Origin of the sequence: Bacillus sp. FSL R5-0416, assembly GCF_037975425.1 — a bacterium.
In the GTDB taxonomy this organism is placed as follows: Bacteria; Bacillota; Bacilli; order Bacillales; family Bacillaceae; genus Bacillus; species Bacillus subtilis.
On the sequence record NZ_CP150252.1, the window covers coordinates 1,788,440 to 1,804,792 of the forward strand.

Annotated in this window: 14 protein-coding genes; 12 read left to right on the forward strand and 2 right to left on the reverse strand. The window is 43.0% G+C overall.

The genetic code is table 11. From position 1 onward, the window contains the following. Positions 1–93: 93 nt before the first annotated feature. Positions 94–2,670 carry a DNA mismatch repair protein MutS gene (mutS, locus tag NYE20_RS09480; RefSeq protein ID WP_003231832.1) on the forward strand — a complete coding sequence of 859 codons (2,577 nt, stop codon included), beginning with the start codon at positions 94–96 and terminating at the stop codon, positions 2,668–2,670. Between the two features lie 15 nt (positions 2,671–2,685). Next, the gene (mutL, locus tag NYE20_RS09485; RefSeq protein ID WP_021479271.1) at positions 2,686–4,569 is read left to right on the forward strand and encodes a DNA mismatch repair endonuclease MutL; all 1,884 of its coding nucleotides are present in this window, start codon (positions 2,686–2,688) and stop codon (positions 4,567–4,569) included. A gap of 398 nt (positions 4,570–4,967) precedes the next feature. On the opposite strand, the gene NYE20_RS09490 is transcribed toward mutL, so the two are convergent. Both NYE20_RS09490 and NYE20_RS09495 read right to left on the reverse strand, forming a co-directional pair. Next, positions 4,968–5,423, reverse strand: coding sequence for a regulatory YrvL family protein (locus tag NYE20_RS09490; protein ID WP_003231830.1), 456 nt, complete (start codon positions 5,421–5,423; stop codon positions 4,968–4,970). Between the two features lie 154 nt (positions 5,424–5,577). Next, positions 5,578–6,135, reverse strand: coding sequence for a hypothetical protein (locus NYE20_RS09495; RefSeq protein ID WP_161621582.1), 558 nt, complete (start codon positions 6,133–6,135; stop codon positions 5,578–5,580). Positions 6,136–6,255: 120 nt separating this feature from the next. On the opposite strand from NYE20_RS09495, the gene NYE20_RS09500 reads away from it, so the two are divergent. From NYE20_RS09500 to NYE20_RS09545, 10 genes are all read left to right on the forward strand, one after another. Continuing rightward, positions 6,256–6,873 carry a TetR/AcrR family transcriptional regulator gene (locus NYE20_RS09500; RefSeq protein ID WP_015715907.1) on the forward strand — a complete coding sequence of 206 codons (618 nt, stop codon included), beginning with the start codon at positions 6,256–6,258 and terminating at the stop codon, positions 6,871–6,873. 189 nt (positions 6,874–7,062) lie between these two features. Then, positions 7,063–7,740, forward strand: coding sequence for an MBL fold metallo-hydrolase (locus tag NYE20_RS09505; protein WP_029726478.1), 678 nt, complete (start codon positions 7,063–7,065; stop codon positions 7,738–7,740). Positions 7,741–7,850: 110 nt separating this feature from the next. Further along, complete coding sequence (locus NYE20_RS09510) at positions 7,851–8,117, forward strand: hypothetical protein (protein WP_021479265.1); 267 nt, start codon at positions 7,851–7,853, stop codon at positions 8,115–8,117. After that, complete coding sequence (fabD, locus tag NYE20_RS09515) at positions 8,114–8,980, forward strand: ACP S-malonyltransferase (RefSeq protein ID WP_161621584.1); 867 nt, start codon at positions 8,114–8,116, stop codon at positions 8,978–8,980. The genes NYE20_RS09510 and fabD (NYE20_RS09515) overlap by 4 nt, the downstream gene beginning before the upstream one ends. Positions 8,981–9,482: 502 nt before the next feature. Then, positions 9,483–10,457: an acyltransferase domain-containing protein gene (locus NYE20_RS09520; RefSeq protein ID WP_161621585.1), complete on the forward strand. Its 975-nt coding sequence runs from the start codon at positions 9,483–9,485 to the stop codon at positions 10,455–10,457. Continuing rightward, on the forward strand, positions 10,454–12,778 hold the full coding sequence (gene fabD, locus NYE20_RS09525; RefSeq protein ID WP_049140050.1) for an ACP S-malonyltransferase: 2,325 nt from the start codon (positions 10,454–10,456) through the stop codon (positions 12,776–12,778). Before NYE20_RS09520 ends, fabD (NYE20_RS09525) begins: the two co-directional genes overlap by 4 nt. 61 nt (positions 12,779–12,839) lie before the next feature. Next, a complete protein-coding gene (locus NYE20_RS09530) occupies positions 12,840–13,088 on the forward strand; it encodes an acyl carrier protein (protein ID WP_003231809.1) in 249 nt (82 codons plus the stop codon). Then, positions 13,066–14,313 carry a polyketide biosynthesis malonyl-ACP decarboxylase PksF gene (pksF, locus tag NYE20_RS09535; protein WP_003245287.1) on the forward strand — a complete coding sequence of 416 codons (1,248 nt, stop codon included), beginning with the start codon at positions 13,066–13,068 and terminating at the stop codon, positions 14,311–14,313. Before NYE20_RS09530 ends, pksF begins: the two co-directional genes overlap by 23 nt. After that, positions 14,314–15,576, forward strand: coding sequence for a polyketide biosynthesis 3-hydroxy-3-methylglutaryl-ACP synthase PksG (gene pksG, locus NYE20_RS09540; RefSeq protein ID WP_032725729.1), 1,263 nt, complete (start codon positions 14,314–14,316; stop codon positions 15,574–15,576). Then, positions 15,564–16,343, forward strand: coding sequence for an enoyl-CoA hydratase/isomerase (locus tag NYE20_RS09545; protein WP_072173348.1), 780 nt, complete (start codon positions 15,564–15,566; stop codon positions 16,341–16,343). Before pksG ends, NYE20_RS09545 begins: the two co-directional genes overlap by 13 nt. Positions 16,344–16,353 lie beyond the last annotated feature (10 nt).

Below are 16,353 nucleotides of genomic sequence, written 5' to 3' on the forward strand. Positions count from 1 at the left end.
TTATATTGATATATCATTCTTTTATCACTTTTTGTTTATGTTATAATGAAGGTTGGAAAATAGAAACGTTGATACATAGTGAGGGATTAAACAATGGCCGGTTATACGCCTATGATACAGCAATATTTAAAAATAAAGGCAGAGCACCAGGATGCCTTTTTATTTTTTCGCCTGGGTGATTTTTATGAAATGTTTTTTGAGGACGCCAAAAAAGCGTCACAAGAGCTGGAAATTACGTTAACGAGCAGAGACGGCGGTGCGGCTGAAAAAATACCGATGTGCGGTGTGCCGTATCATTCTGCTTCCGCGTATATCGAACAGCTTATTAAAAAAGGATATAAAGTGGCGATCTGTGAACAGACGGAAGATCCGAAAGCCGCAAAGGGCGTTGTGAAAAGAGAAGTAGTTCAGCTGATTACGCCCGGAACTGTAATGGACGGCAAAGGCATCCATGAGTCGGAAAATAATTTTATCGCATCTGTTTCAGCCTGCTCGAACGGATACGGACTTGCGCTGTCTGATTTAACAACGGGAGAAAATTTGGCTGTTTTGATTGAACGGCTTGAAGACGTCATATCAGAAATTTATTCAGTCGGCGCACGGGAAATCGTGGTTTCAGGAAGCTTGGATGCCGATACAGTGGCACAGCTGAGAGAGCGGTGCGGTGCAACGATTTCAATTGAAGACGGAGAAACAGACGAACACGTAACGATCATTGAGCACTTAAATAATGAAGATATAACAAAAACATTTCTGCGCTTATATACGTATTTGAAAAGAACCCAAAAGCGCAGCCTTGATCATCTTCAGCCCGTGCAGGTGTATGAGCTTGAGGAAGCGATGAAAATTGATTTGTACTCAAAGCGTAATCTGGAGCTGACCGAAACGATCCGTTCAAAAAATAAAAAAGGCTCCCTTTTGTGGCTGCTGGATGAAACAAAAACGGCAATGGGAGGCCGGCTGCTTAAACAGTGGATTGACCGGCCGCTTATCAGAGTCAATCAAATCGAAGAGCGCCAAGAAATGGTAGAAACATTGATGTCCCATTTCTTTGAACGGGAAGATCTGCGTGAACGTTTAAAAGAAGTATATGACTTAGAACGCCTTGCTGGCCGCGTTGCATTCGGAAATGTCAATGCCCGGGATTTGATTCAGCTGAAGGAATCGTTAAAGCAAGTTCCTGGCATCAAACAGCTGGTTGCTTCACTGGCTCATGACAAGGCCAAGGAACGTGCAGAGCGCATTGACCCTTGCGGGGATGTACTTGAACTGCTGGAAGAAGCGCTGTACGAAAACCCTCCTTTATCGGTAAAAGAAGGGAACCTGATTAAAGATGGTTATAATCAAAAGCTTGATGAATATCGTGATGCAAGCAGAAACGGAAAAGACTGGATTGCCCGCCTGGAACAGCAGGAGCGGGAATACACAGGCATTCGCTCTTTAAAGGTCGGCTTTAATAAAGTTTTCGGTTATTACATTGAAGTGACTAAAGCAAACTTGCATTTGCTTGAGGAAGGGCGTTATGAGCGGAAGCAGACGTTAACCAATGCAGAGCGCTACATTACACCTGAATTAAAAGAAAAAGAAGCGCTCATTTTAGAGGCGGAAAATAACATCTGTGAGCTGGAGTACGAGCTGTTTACCGAGCTGCGCGAGAAAGTGAAGCAGTATATTCCGCGGCTGCAGCAGCTTGCAAAACAGATGAGCGAGCTGGACGCACTGCAATGCTTTGCGACAATCAGTGAAAATCGCCACTACACGAAACCAGAGTTCTCTAAAGATGAAGTCGAAGTGATTGAAGGCAGACACCCGGTTGTTGAAAAAGTCATGGACAGCCAGGAATATGTCCCGAACAACTGTATGATGGGCGATAACAGACAAATGCTTCTCATTACAGGTCCAAACATGTCAGGGAAAAGCACGTATATGAGACAAATCGCGCTCATTTCCATTATGGCGCAAATCGGCTGCTTTGTACCCGCGAAAAAAGCGGTGCTTCCGATTTTCGATCAAATTTTTACGCGAATCGGCGCTGCAGATGATTTGATTTCCGGACAAAGTACATTTATGGTAGAAATGCTTGAAGCGAAAAATGCGATTGTCAACGCGACGAAAAACAGCCTCATTCTGTTTGATGAAATCGGGCGGGGAACGTCCACTTATGACGGCATGGCGCTGGCACAGGCGATTATTGAATATGTTCACGATCATATCGGCGCCAAGACGCTGTTCAGCACACACTATCACGAGCTGACCGTTCTTGAGGACAAGCTGCCCCAGCTGAAAAACGTTCATGTTCGCGCTGAAGAATATAACGGAACGGTTGTCTTTCTTCATCAAATTAAAGAAGGTGCGGCTGATAAAAGCTATGGTATCCATGTAGCTCAGCTTGCCGAACTGCCGGGAGATCTGATTGCGCGCGCCCAAGATATTTTAAAAGAGCTTGAGCATTCAGGAAACAAACCGGAAGTGCCGGTGCAGAAACCTCAGGTGAAAGAGGAGCCGGCACAGCTGTCCTTTTTTGACGAAGCGGAAAAGCCGGCTGAAACACCAAAGCTTTCAAAAAAAGAAAAGCAAGTGATCGATGCTTTCAAATCACTTAATATACTGGATATGACACCGCTTGAAGCGATGAATGAAATGTACAAGCTGCAAAAGAAATTACATTAAAACGGGGTGATGAATGTGGCAAAAGTCATCCAGCTGTCAGATGAGCTTTCAAATAAAATAGCGGCGGGCGAGGTTGTGGAACGGCCCGCCTCAGTCGTCAAAGAATTGGTGGAAAATGCGATCGACGCTGACAGCACAGTCATTGAAATCGATATTGAGGAAGCAGGCCTTGCATCCATTCGGGTCTTGGATAACGGCGAAGGAATGGAGAATGAAGATTGCAAGAGAGCTTTCCGCCGCCACGCAACGAGTAAAATAAAAGATGAAAATGATTTATTCAGGGTGAGAACGCTCGGTTTCAGGGGAGAAGCCCTGCCGAGTATCGCGTCAGTCTCTCATCTGGAGATTACAACAAGCACTGGTGAAGGAGCTGGGACGAAGCTCGTCCTCCAAGGAGGAAACATCATTTCCGAATCGCGTTCCTCAAGCAGGAAGGGAACTGAAATTGTCGTTTCCAACCTGTTTTTTAACACACCGGCCCGTTTGAAATATATGAAAACCGTTCATACAGAGCTTGGAAACATTACAGACGTGGTTAACCGTATTGCTCTGGCGCATCCAGAGGTATCGATCCGCCTGCGCCATCATGGGAAAAACCTGCTTCAAACGAACGGAAACGGAGATGTGCGCCATGTACTGGCAGCGATTTACGGCACGGCTGTCGCCAAAAAAATGCTTCCGCTGCATGTGAGCTCCTTAGATTTTGAAGTAAAGGGATATATCGCTCTCCCAGAGATTACACGGGCGTCGAGAAACTATATGTCGTCTGTGGTCAATGGCCGTTACATTAAAAATTTCCCGCTCGTCAAAGCGGTTCATGAAGGCTATCATACGCTTCTGCCGATCGGACGCCATCCGATTACTTTTATAGAAATTACGATGGACCCGATTTTAGTCGATGTCAATGTGCATCCATCGAAGCTTGAGGTCCGGCTCAGCAAGGAAACAGAGCTTCATGACTTAATTCGTGACGGAATTAAAGATGTATTTAAACAGCAGCAGCTGATTCCGAGTGCCCAGCTTCCGAAAAAATCGGCACCTGTTATCAAAAATGAGCAGCAGTTCATAACCTTTGATGAAAAGCCTCCGGAAAGAAAAGTACCGGAAAAAGCGCATGCGCCATCTTATTCACCAATGAAGCTCAGCTCAGTCGTGAAAGAGCCGGTTGATACGGAGGAAGAATTGCCTCCTCACCAATTTGATGCTCCTCCTATCGTTGATCAGGAACAAACCCTTGAGGTGTCCGATGTTTCAGAAGAACTGCCTGAAACATTTGAGCAGGAATGCCATGAGGAACAGCAGCAGCCAGCGTCTGAGCGGGTTCCGATTATGTACCCGATCGGCCAGATGCACGGGACTTATATATTGGCACAAAACGAAAACGGCCTGTATATTATCGACCAGCACGCCGCCCAAGAACGTATTAAATATGAGTACTTTCGTGAAAAGGTGGGGGAGGTTGAGCCTGAGGTGCAGGATATGATTGTACCGCTGACGTTCCACTACTCCACAAATGAGGCTTTGATTATTGAACAGCACAAACAAGAGCTCGAAAGCGTCGGTGTCTTTTTAGAGTCATTCGGCTCCAACAGTTACATCGTCCGCTGCCACCCGGCCTGGTTTCCAAAGGGAGAAGAAGCAGAGCTTATAGAAGAAATCATTCAGCAGGTGCTCGACTCCAAAAATATAGATATTAAAAAACTCCGCGAGGAAGCGGCGATTATGATGAGCTGCAAAGGCTCCATCAAAGCAAATCGCCACCTCAGAAACGATGAAATCAAAGCGCTTCTCGACGACCTCCGAAGCACATCAGACCCATTTACATGCCCGCACGGCCGCCCGATCATCATACACCATTCCACTTATGAGATGGAAAAGATGTTCAAACGCGTGATGTAGCGGGGGTGGTAGGCATTGATCCATTCTCTGAATGGATCAATGCTTTTTTTTGTACTCCTTCGAGTGTCAGATTATAAGAAACGGTTGTAAACGTGTGAGCAGTGTTAACGCATTATACTTCATGGTTCCTCCGTATAACAAAATATCCATTTACAGGCAATTGGGATTAATGTATATTTTGGGTGAGGAGGTGGAAACATATGGCATGTGGTCCGAAGATCATTATCTTTTTGGATGAACTTGATGATCCAAATGTGAGAATCATTTTAGAATGCAGAATTTAAATTACAACATTGTGTTTTGCTCCCTGTTCGTGTGAACAGGGAGATTTTTTCGTTTATATAACTGGTGATGTCCAAATATAGGGTGTTATGAATTTTCCATATCTGCCATCGGCTTTAAGCTGCTTCTCTATTAGGCTGGTTATCAAAAGCAAGTTCAATGATAGCCATGAAAGCTGATATCACAACAAGCAAGACATCTGGAATATAAATAGACTGCATAAAGTAATCTGCAAAACAGATCGTTATAAGATTGCTGATAAAATACAGTATAAAAGCAAAAAGTGCAGTCTTTTTCAATGAAAGTGATTTTGCCAAAATGATAGAGATAATCTTTGTGAGTGGGTCTATGATTAATCCTACAGCAAAGCAGGCTAAAATAAATAAAGCTAATGTTTGATTGGAAGCGTATGTGATGCCAAGTATGGAGAATAAGCCTTTCATCCCGAAGAAAAAGCCGCCGAAGATGACTGCAAGCGCAATGGCCGCGATAAAAGTGATAGATACAATTCCGATTAATTTTGATCTCAGGTTAAAATCTTTAGAGTGCTCGTTCTGTTCTTTTTGGTTCAAGTATGACACTCCCTTCACCTGCTTACTCATACAAACAGCACCCTTGAATCAGCCCAAAATATCTATAAGTCTATTTTCTAACGAAAATAGTATAGCATATTTTAACAAAACCAAAAAAGGCCCTTTCCACTAGGGAAAGGCCTTTTTCATCATGTTAACTCCTGAGATTCGCCGAAGCTTTCTCTTTTTTTGGCCAAATAAAATAGCTGGCTGTAATGAGAAAGTCAATGCCTATAATGACAGACCACAGTTTAAGAATGCCGCTCAACGCCTCGGTTCGGGCAGAGTCATTGATAAAATAGATCATCCCTGCCAATAGTCCCGCACCAATTAAGTAGGCCAGCACATGTCTTAGCCAGCCTTTCGCACCGTGCTTGGCATGGTCCATTCCAAAACGTTTCAGCGGTTTTGCGCCTTTTTTTGTCACATAATATTGAAATTTTTCATCTGCCCATTGAATCATTTGTTTTCCATAAGCGATCGATATACCGATGTAAACAGCTGCAATCCCATGGGCTGCGGTCGCTGAGGCTCCGCGGTAAAGGTCCACACCAGTTGCCGCTAACAAAATCAAATCGATAACTGGAGTTAAGCCAAGGAATAGTAGTCCTAATGTATGTCGTTTGAATACGTAACGTACAGCAAGCCCCAAAACAATGACAACCCAAAACGCAATTTCACAGAAAACAATCATCCATGCGATACCGTTCAATCCATTTCCCTCTTTTCAATACAGTTGTATTATTTTAATAATATGTTATCATCTTTGTTTTTGTAACACAACTGTATTATAAAAATTGCCCTCTCATTTTTTTCTTGTTACAATAAAGCTATGCCAAAACAAATTGACCATGAGAAAAGAAGAAAACAAATTGCAGAAGCAACGTGGCGCGTCATTTTAGAACGAGGGATGGAGGGAGCATCAGCCAGGAACATTGCAAAGGAAGCAGGATTGTCATTAGGTGCGCTGCGCCATTATTTCTCTACACAGGATGAATTGCTTGCTTTTGCAATGAAACTTGTCCAAGAAAAGGTGACGGCCCGAATTAAGGACATTGCAGTGAGGGATTTGCTCCCTAAGAAAAAAGTGTTGCAAATTTTGCTTGAAATGGTCCCAACGAATGAAGAAACGATTAGAGAGATGGAGGTTTGGTTTGCTTTTACTGCTTACGCCAGACATAAAAAGGATATGTTTGATGCGAATCATGACGGGATTTTCAGCGGCATGCGGAATCTGATTGCCTATTTAGATGAATCCGATTTACTGAAGCAGAATGCTGATAAAGACATTGAAGCTGAGAGACTTTACGCGCTTGTTGACGGCTTGGCTTTACATGCCATGCTTGACCCTGTGCGCGTGAATAAAGACCGAATCAAGCGGGTCATTATGCAGCATGTAGAGTCAATTTGCGTGGAAGATACACGTGAGACACAAAAACGACATCCTTAAGGCACTAGTGCGAAAAGCGATTCTTGTTGGGCATGCGTCCAAGAGAGTCGCTTTTTTATTTTCAAAGAACAAGGATCTCTGAAAAAAATGGAAAACAATCATGCTGTTTGGTAAAGTGGAATGAAAGACGGACTGAGGGGTGAACACTGGTCCATCGTTTAAGAACTTTACATGATAGGGATGGTATAAATGAATCTTACTTACAAGGTGCATCCAATTAAAACAAGGTATCAGGGCTGGACGAATTATTGCTATATCATTGAAGATATTGTAAGCAGATCTGCAATTGTTGTTGATCCCTCATGGGAATTGAGTAAGATAACCACTACACTTTCTGAACTCGAAGCGGAATTAAAGGCAGTCGCATTGACACACTCTCATTATGATCATGTAAATCTGGTAGACCCGCTGACGAAGATGTTTAACGCTCAAGTTTATATGTCAAAAAAAGAAATTGATTATTATCAATTCCGATGCAGAAATTTAATTAGCCTAGATGATCATCAGACAATCAGCATAGGAAACACAAGAGCACAATGCCTTCTCACACCGGGGCATACAGCCGGCGGAATGTGTTATTTGTTTTCTGAGAGTATTTTTACCGGAGATACGGTGTTTACAGAAGGGTGCGGCATATGTGAGGATGATGGCAGCTCTGCGGAAGAGATGTTTGATAGTATTCAAAGAATAAAGTCGGAGGTTTCACCCCATGTACGGGTGTATCCTGGTCACTCATTTGGCAAATTGCCCGGCCATTCGATAAAGGATCTTTATCAGCATAATATTTACTTTCAAATTGATAAGAAAGAATATTTTGTGAAATTTCGCACTCGTAAAAACCAAAAAGGTATTTTTGATTTTAAATAATCCTTCTGAATCTATTATCCTATTTTTCTTCGAATATCTAAATGATTTTTATTTTCGAAAATGATTACATAGATGGGTGTTATTTATTTTGAAAACTCATTTGAAAGAAAATGAAGCGCATTATCATGATATGGCGCCCTATACGTAATCCGGGTCTTTTTTCTTATGATCTGTTATATCTCCTGATCCTTTATTCCTCAATGGAAAAAAGCAGAAAAACAATCGAGCAAACTGTAGGAAAAATTAACTTGACGGATAATATTTACAGAGGTTACCATCAACATGAACATGCTACTATTTATCCGGTCATCACTATTATAAAGTCATACAGAAGTGAAACACATCTACTAATCGGAAGGGTGGCTTTGAGAGAATGATCACATATGTTTTTCCAGGTCAGGGTTCACAGAAACAGGGAATGGGCAGCGGCCTATTCGATGAATTTAAAGAACTGACGGATCAGGCAGATGAGATCTTAGGATATTCAATCAAACGTCTTTGCCTGGAAAATCCTTATTCCAATTTAAACAAAACGCAATTTACTCAGCCGGCGTTATACGTGGTAAACGCACTAAGCTATCTGAAAAAAATCAAGGATGAAGAAGTTAAACCTGACTTTGTCGCCGGGCACAGCTTGGGTGAATACAATGCGTTATTTGCAGCTGAAGCCTTTGATTTTAAGACAGGTTTACAGCTTGTCAGAAAAAGAGGCGAACTGATGAGTCTGATAAGCAACGGCGGTATGGCAGCTGTTATGGGACTAAATGAAGAGCAGGTTGCAAAGGCTCTGAAAGAATATCATTTACATGATGTTGATATCGCTAATGTGAATGCCCCATATCAAATTGTAATTTCAGGAAAAAAAGATGAGATTGAAAAAGCCACATCTCTTTTTGAAACGATGACTGAAGTTACAATGGTACTCCCCTTAAACGTAAGCGGCGCGTTTCATTCCAGATACATGAATAAAGCAAAAGAAGAATTCGAGGAATTCCTTCATGCCTTTTATTTTTCGCCTCCGTCTATCCCGGTTATTTCTAATGTGTATGCCAAACCGTATACATACGAATTCATGAAACAGACGCTGGCTGATCAAATTAATCACTCAGTGAAATGGACTGACAGCATAAGATACTTAATGAAAAAAGGCCATATGGAGTTTGAGGAGGTAGGGCCTGGAAATGTTTTAACTGGGTTAATTCATCGCATAAAGAAAGATGCGGAAGCAATGCCCCGCTAAAGCATTTGCCCCTATGGCCGTGTACCTCATCAATCAGGTCTAAACACAGATTTCCTTTCATTTAAGGTATAAAGTTTTAAAGATTCAATCGTTCGATTGACACTGTTTCTAATTGAATAACTTTATATACTGTTACATAAAGAGGCTGATAAATTAAGTTAGACATTTGAACTATGTCAGCCGGTCTGTCAAACCATCGCTCCCACATCTAGATGGTCCATTTTTTAACCTCACCCACCAATCATAGAGTCGATGTTCTTTGCTGATCCTGTTATCATGTTACATCAATTTTGAGATATCAACATACATCTACGATCACATCATAAATGAACCGCATCCAGAGCACCAATAGCAATCCTTCCAAGTTGAATCTCCTTTACTTTTTCACATATGTCTTTTCCATTTATTAATTTCATTTCAATCGCTGCTATGTGCTTTACAACATACATGGAAATAAGAAATCCAATAGCCGTCATAAATATAAAAAAAGAAGGTTATACACATGAATGAACCGCTTGTTTTTATGTTTTCCGGGCAAGGTTCCCAATACTATCACATGGGGAAAGAACTATTTAAGGAAAATACCGTGTTTCGCCAATCTATGCTTGAAATGGATGACATTGCAGCACGGCGAATTGGCACATCCATTGTTGAAGAAATCTACCATCCAGGTAAACGTATGTCAGATCCGTTTGACAGTATTCTTTTTTCCCACCCCGCCATTTTTATGATTGAGTATTCCTTATATAAGGTTTTGGAAGACAGGGGAATCTCTCCTGATTACGTATTGGGATCAAGTCTGGGAGAATTCGCAGCAGCGGCAGTTTCTGGTGTGTCAGACGCAGAGGATATACTGGATTGCATACTTGAACTGGCTATTATCATCCAAAATTCCTGCGATAAAGGAAAAATGGTGGCCATTCTGGACAAACCGCAATTGCTGAATGATTATCCGCTACTGTTTGGAAATAGTGAACTCATTTCTATCAATTATGATTCGCACTTCGTCATTTCTGGTGAAGAAGATCATATAAGGAAGATTATGGAGGATTTAAAGGAGAAGCAGATTCTTTGCCAGCTGCTTCCTGTGGCCTATGCCTTTCATTCTTCGCTTATTGATCCGGCAGAGAGTGCCTATGCAGAATTTTTAAGATCAAAATCTTTTAAAAAACCGTCAATACCGATTGTATCGAGCTTAACGGGAAGCTGCCTTCACGTAATGGACGAGAATTTCTTTTGGAATGCGGTCAGAAAGCCAATGATGTTTCGTGAAGCGATTCGATATTTGGAAAGCCAGCATACATGCAAGTTTATCGATTTAGGGCCATCCGGCACCTTAGCTGCTTTTGTGAAACAGCTGATTCCGGGTGATTCAGCTGACCGTTGCTGCTCAATCATAACACCATTTCATCAGGAGCTGAAAAATCTGAATACGGTTGAGTATTTCCGTACACCAGAAAGGAAGTTTACAAGATGATTACATATGTCTTTCCAGGGCAAGGCTCCCAGCAAAAGGGGATGGGACAAGGCCTATTTGAACAATATCAGCATTTGACTGATCAAGCAGATCAAATATTGGGCTATTCAATAGAGAAGCTATGTACCGAAAAATCATATCTGGATGTAAATCATACTGAATACACGCAGCCGGCTTTGTACGTTGTTAATGCACTTAGTTACTTGAAGAGAGTAGAGGAGACCGGCAGAAAACCTGATTTTGCGGCAGGACACAGCTTAGGAGAATACAATGCGCTGATGGCAGCCGGTGCCTTTGATTTTGAAACCGGATTAAGGCTCGTCAAAAAAAGAGGAGAATTGATGGGACGAATTACAGGGGGCGGAATGGCTGCTGTGATCGGCCTGAGTAAGGAACAAGTTACAGCCGTTTTAGGAGAGCACCGTCTTCATGACATTGATGTGGCAAATGAAAATACGCCCCGGCAAATTGTGATTTCTGGCCCGAAAAAAGAGATTGAAAAAGCTCGGGCTGTTTTTGAAAACACCAAGGATGTAAAGCTGTTTCATCCATTAAATGTGAGCGGAGCTTTTCATTCCAGATATATGAATGAAGCCAAACAGGTATTTAAGCAATATATTGACTCATTCCAATTTGCACCTTTGGCGATCCCGGTTATCTCCAATGTCTACGCAGAGCCATACCATCAAGACAGATTAAAAGATACATTATCTGAACAGATGGACAACACAGTGAAATGGACGGACAGCATTCGTTTCCTGATGGGAAGAGGAGAAATGGAGTTTGAAGAGATTGGGCCTGGAACTGTTTTAACCGGTCTCATTCATCGGATTAAAAATGAGTCTGAACCATTGACATATATACCGAAAAAGAACCCCGCGATCAGTGCGCATCTAAAGGAACAGGCGGAAGCCGCTGACCATCAATCGAATGTTCAAGCCGGGATTACGGCAGAATCTTTAGGAAGTGCTGAATTTAAACAAGATTATCATCTTACATATGCTTATCTTGCAGGAGGAATGTACCGCGGCATTGCTTCGAAAGAAATGGTAGTAAAGCTGTCAAGAGCGGGAATGATGGGGTTCTTTGGCACAGGAGGTCTGAGCCTGAAAGAGGTTGAAGATGCGATCCATGCTATACAAGGTGAATTAGGGAAAGGACAAGCCTATGGCATCAATCTGGTCCACAATATGAAACATACTGAATCAGAAGAAAAAATGATCGATCTTTTATTGAGGAATCAAGTGAGCATTGTGGAGGCTTCAGCATTTTTAAGTGTCACTCCTGCATTAGTAAGGTACCGCGCAAAAGGAGTGAAACGAAATCAAAATGGTGACGTTATATGCTCAAATCGTCTCATAGCAAAAATATCACGGCCGGAAGTTGCAGAATCATTTCTGAGTCCTGCGCCTGAGAATATGCTGCAAAAGCTTTTAGGAGAAAATAAAATCACTATGAACGAAGCTGAGTTGTTGCGGTGTATTCCGATGGCTGACGATATTTGTGTAGAAGCTGATTCAGGCGGTCATACAGATGGCGGTGTAGCATACAGCCTGATGCCGGCGATGACATCTTTAAGAGATGAAATGATGAAAAAATATCAATACCGGAAAAAAATAAGAGTTGGTGCAGCTGGAGGAATTGGAACACCTGAGGCAGCGATGGCGGCTTTTATGCTAGGAGCTGATTTTATTCTAACAGGCTCAATCAATCAATGTACGGTTGAGGCGGCAACAAGTGATAAAGTAAAGGATTTGCTTCAGCAGATGAATGTACAAGATACAGCCTATGCGCCTGCAGGTGATATGTTTGAATCGGGCAGTAAAGTGCAGGTGCTAAAGAAAGGTGTGTTCTTTCCCGCACGGGCAAACAAGTTATATGAACTGTACCAGCGGTATGGGTCTATACGTGAGCTGGATGCAAAGATGCTGGCCCAGCTTGAGGAGAAATACTTTAAACGCAGTATAGAAGACATATATAAAGATATTGCATTGCATTATCCCGCGGCAGACATTGAGAAGGCTGAACAAAACCCGAAGCATAAAATGGCTTTGATTTTCCGATGGTACTTCAGATACAGCTCAAAATTGGCAATCAGCGGAAGCGAACATTCGAAGGTTGATTATCAAATTCACTGCGGTCCCGCGCTGGGAGCCTTTAATCAATGGGTTAAAGGATCGCAATTAGAAAATTGGCGAAACCGCCATGTGGATGAAATCGGGAAAAAATTAATGACAGAAACGGCGGTATTGCTTCATGAACGGATGCAATCGATGTATCAGCCGTCGCATGAAACAGACAACATAAAAATGAAAGTTTGAATATTATGAAAATACACCTATAAAAATCATTAAAATAATCCCTCGAAGGAGAGAGCGTATTATGGATAAACAGAGAATCTTTGAAGTACTAATCACCAATATTTGCGAGGTGCTCCCTGAATTAGACGGACACAGATTTGAGCCTGAAGATCAGTTAGTTGAGCTAGGAGCTGACTCTGTAGACAGAGCTGAAATTATCACGATGGTGCTAGAGGATTTATCGTTAAAAATCCCTCGCATTGAGCTATCCGGGGTGAAAAACATCGGTGAATTAGCTGAGGTGCTTTATGACAAAGTGCAATCTGCCTGAGGTGGTGGTGACCGGTGTAGGCGTTACGGCCTCTATCGGTCAAGGGAAAGAGGACTTTGCTTCCTCGCTGCTGTCCGGCAGACATGCCTTTGATGTCATGAAGCGTTCAGGCAGACAAAAAGACAGCCGGTTTATCGGAGCCGAAATTGCGTCATTGTCTTATCCTGACCGACTCTCTAAAAAAATGTTGCGAAAAGCATCATTCTCCAGCCGCGCTGCATTGGTAACTCTCACAGAGGCTTGGGAGGAGGCTGAATTGGACGATGCAGATTCCTCACGTATCGGACTGGTTGTTGGCGGATCAAATTTTCAACAGAGAGAAAACTTTGAAGTTTATGAAAGGTATCAAGACCGCTCCGGTTTTATTTCTCCGGCGTATGGTCTGTCTTTCATGGACAGCGATCTTTGCGGGATATGTACAGATCAGTTTGGCATCACGGGATTAGCATATACGGTGGGAGGAGCTTCGGCCAGCGGCCAGTTAGCAGTCATTCATGCGATTCAGCAAGTCCTGTCAGGCGAAGTTGATACTTGCATAGCACTTGGTGCTTTAATGGATCTTTCTTATATGGAATGCGAGGCGCTAAGGGCTTTAGGCGCTATGGGGACGGACAAATATGCTGATGAACCTGAAAATGCGTGCCGTCCTTTCGATCAAAACAGAGACGGGTTTATCTATGGAGAATCGTGCGGTGCATTGGTAATAGAACGAAAGGAGACGGCTTTACGAAGAGGTCTAAAACCTTATGCAGCATTGTCTGGCTGGTCAATCAAACTGGACGGAAACCGGAATCCTGATCCTTCATTAGAAGGAGAGATTCATGTCATCCAGAAGGCACTGGAGCGTGCCAGGCTTTTACCAGAAGATATTGATTATATTAATCCTCATGGAACAGGCTCTTTTATTGGAGATGAAATAGAATTAAAGGCGCTCCGTGCATGCCGGCTTTCCCATGCTTATATCAATGCAACAAAATCGATAACCGGACACGGGCTTAGTGCGGCGGGCATCGTAGAGATTATTTCTGTTTTGCTGCAAATGAAAAAATCTGCCCTGCATCCGAGCAGGAATTTGGATCATCCAATCGATGATTCCTTTCATTGGGTAAATGAGAAATCGATTTCATACCGCATCAAAAATGCGCTGAGCTTAAGCATGGGGTTTGGCGGAATGAACACCGCGGTTTGTATACAAAACATTGAGAAATGTGGAGGCGAATCATAAATGGTTTCAGCCGGAATAGAAGCGATGAATGTCTTTGGCGGAACGGCATACCTTGATGTCATGGAGCTGGCCAAATACAGACACTTAGATACTGCGAGATTTGAAAACTTATTAATGAAAGAAAAAGCGGTAGCACTGCCTTATGAAGATCCCGTGACCTTCGGAGTCAATGCAGCTAAGCCGATTATTGATGCTTTATCTGAAGCAGAGAAGGACCGGATTGAATTGCTGATCACTTGCTCTGAATCCGGGATCGACTTTGGGAAATCGTTAAGTACATATATCCATGAATATTTAGGTCTCAACCGCAACTGCCGTTTGTTTGAGGTTAAACAGGCGTGTTATTCAGGGACAGCGGGATTTCAGATGGCGGTGAATTTTATATTATCCCAGACTTCTCCGGGTGCCAAAGCACTGGTTATCGCCAGTGATATTTCACGTTTTTTAATCGCTGAGGGCGGAGACGCTTTAAGCGAAGATTGGTCTTATGCGGAACCGAGCGCCGGAGCGGGAGCGGTGGCCGTTTTAGTTGGCGAAAATCCCGAGGTGTTTCAGATAGATCCCGGAGCAAATGGTTATTACGGCTATGAAGTGATGGACACGTGCCGCCCCATTCCCGACAGTGAAGCGGGAGATTCTGATCTGTCTTTAATGTCATATTTGGATTGCTGCGAACAGACCTTTCTGGAATATCAAAAGCGTGTACCGGGTGCCAATTATCAGGACACGTTTCAATATCTTGCTTACCATACGCCCTTTGGCGGGATGGTGAAAGGCGCGCACCGGACAATGATGCGTAGGGTAGCGAAGGTGAAAACATCCGGGATTGAGACGGATTTTTTAACTCGGGTAAAACCAGGGTTAAACTACTGTCAACGAGTTGGAAATATTATGGGGGCAGCCTTGTTTCTGGCATTAGCCAGCACGATAGACCAAGGGAGGTTTGATTCGCCTAAACGAATTGGCTGTTTTTCCTACGGATCCGGCTGCTGTTCTGAATTCTACAGCGGAATTACAACTCCGCAAGGCCAGGAGCGTCAGCGAACATTTGGTATTGAGAAGCATTTGGATCGCCGGTATCAGCTCTCCATGGAAGAGTATGAGCTATTGTTTAAGGGGAGCGGGATGGTGCGGTTTGGGACGCGCAATGTAAAGCTGGACTTTGAGATGATACCGGGTATCATGCAGTCCACTCAAGAGAAGCCGCGCTTGTTTTTAGAAGAAATTTCTGAGTTTCATCGGAAGTACAGGTGGATCTCGTGACCTATCAAACGATAAAGGTCCGCTTTCAAGCGTCGGTTTGCTATATTACCTTTCACCGTCCTGAAGCGAATAATACGATTAATGACACGCTGATAGAAGAATGCTTGCAAGTGTTAAATCAATGTGAAACATCAACGGTGACGGTTGTCGTTTTAGAGGGGCTTCCCGAGGTGTTTTGTTTTGGAGCTGATTTTCAAGAAATCTATCAGGAAATGAAAAGGGGCAGAAAACAGGCAAGCTCCCAAGAGCCTCTCTATGATTTGTGGCTGAAATTGCAGACCGGCCCTTATGTCACGATTTCGCATGTCAGGGGAAAAGTGAATGCCGGCGGTATTGGATTTGTATCTGCCACAGATATTGCCATTGCTGATCAGACGGCGTCATTCAGTCTCTCTGAGCTGCTATTCGGCCTGTACCCTGCTTGTGTTTTACCGTTTCTGATCCACCGTATCGGCCGGCAGAAAGCGCATTATATGACGCTTATGACAAAGCCGATTTCCGTTCAGGAAGCCAGTGAATGGGGGTTAATAGATGCTTATGATGCTGAAAGTGACGTGCTGCTGAGAAAGCATTTATTGCGTTTGCGGAGGCTGAATAAAAAAGGAATCGCACATTATAAACAGTTTATGAGCTCACTTGATCATCAAGTCAGTCGTGCGAAAGCCACCGCTTTAACTGCAAATCAAAACATGTTTTCTGATCCTCAAAACCAAATGGGAATCATCAGGTATGTTGAAACAGGACAATTCCCATGGGAGGATCAGTAACCGTTTCAAT

Coding starts and splice junctions, on each gene's coding strand:
- mutS (WP_003231832.1), top strand. CDS start 94: ATGGCCGGTTATACGCCTATGATACAGCAATATTTAAAAATAAAGGCA.
- NYE20_RS09500 (WP_015715907.1), top strand. CDS start 6,256: ATGCCAAAACAAATTGACCATGAGAAAAGAAGAAAACAAATTGCAGAA.
- NYE20_RS09505 (WP_029726478.1), top strand. CDS start 7,063: ATGAATCTTACTTACAAGGTGCATCCAATTAAAACAAGGTATCAGGGC.
- NYE20_RS09510 (WP_021479265.1), top strand. CDS start 7,851: ATGAAGCGCATTATCATGATATGGCGCCCTATACGTAATCCGGGTCTT.
- fabD (WP_161621584.1), top strand. CDS start 8,114: ATGATCACATATGTTTTTCCAGGTCAGGGTTCACAGAAACAGGGAATG.
- NYE20_RS09520 (WP_161621585.1), top strand. CDS start 9,483: ATGAATGAACCGCTTGTTTTTATGTTTTCCGGGCAAGGTTCCCAATAC.
- fabD (WP_049140050.1), top strand. CDS start 10,454: ATGATTACATATGTCTTTCCAGGGCAAGGCTCCCAGCAAAAGGGGATG.
- NYE20_RS09530 (WP_003231809.1), top strand. CDS start 12,840: ATGGATAAACAGAGAATCTTTGAAGTACTAATCACCAATATTTGCGAG.
- pksF (WP_003245287.1), top strand. CDS start 13,066: ATGACAAAGTGCAATCTGCCTGAGGTGGTGGTGACCGGTGTAGGCGTT.
- pksG (WP_032725729.1), top strand. CDS start 14,314: ATGGTTTCAGCCGGAATAGAAGCGATGAATGTCTTTGGCGGAACGGCA.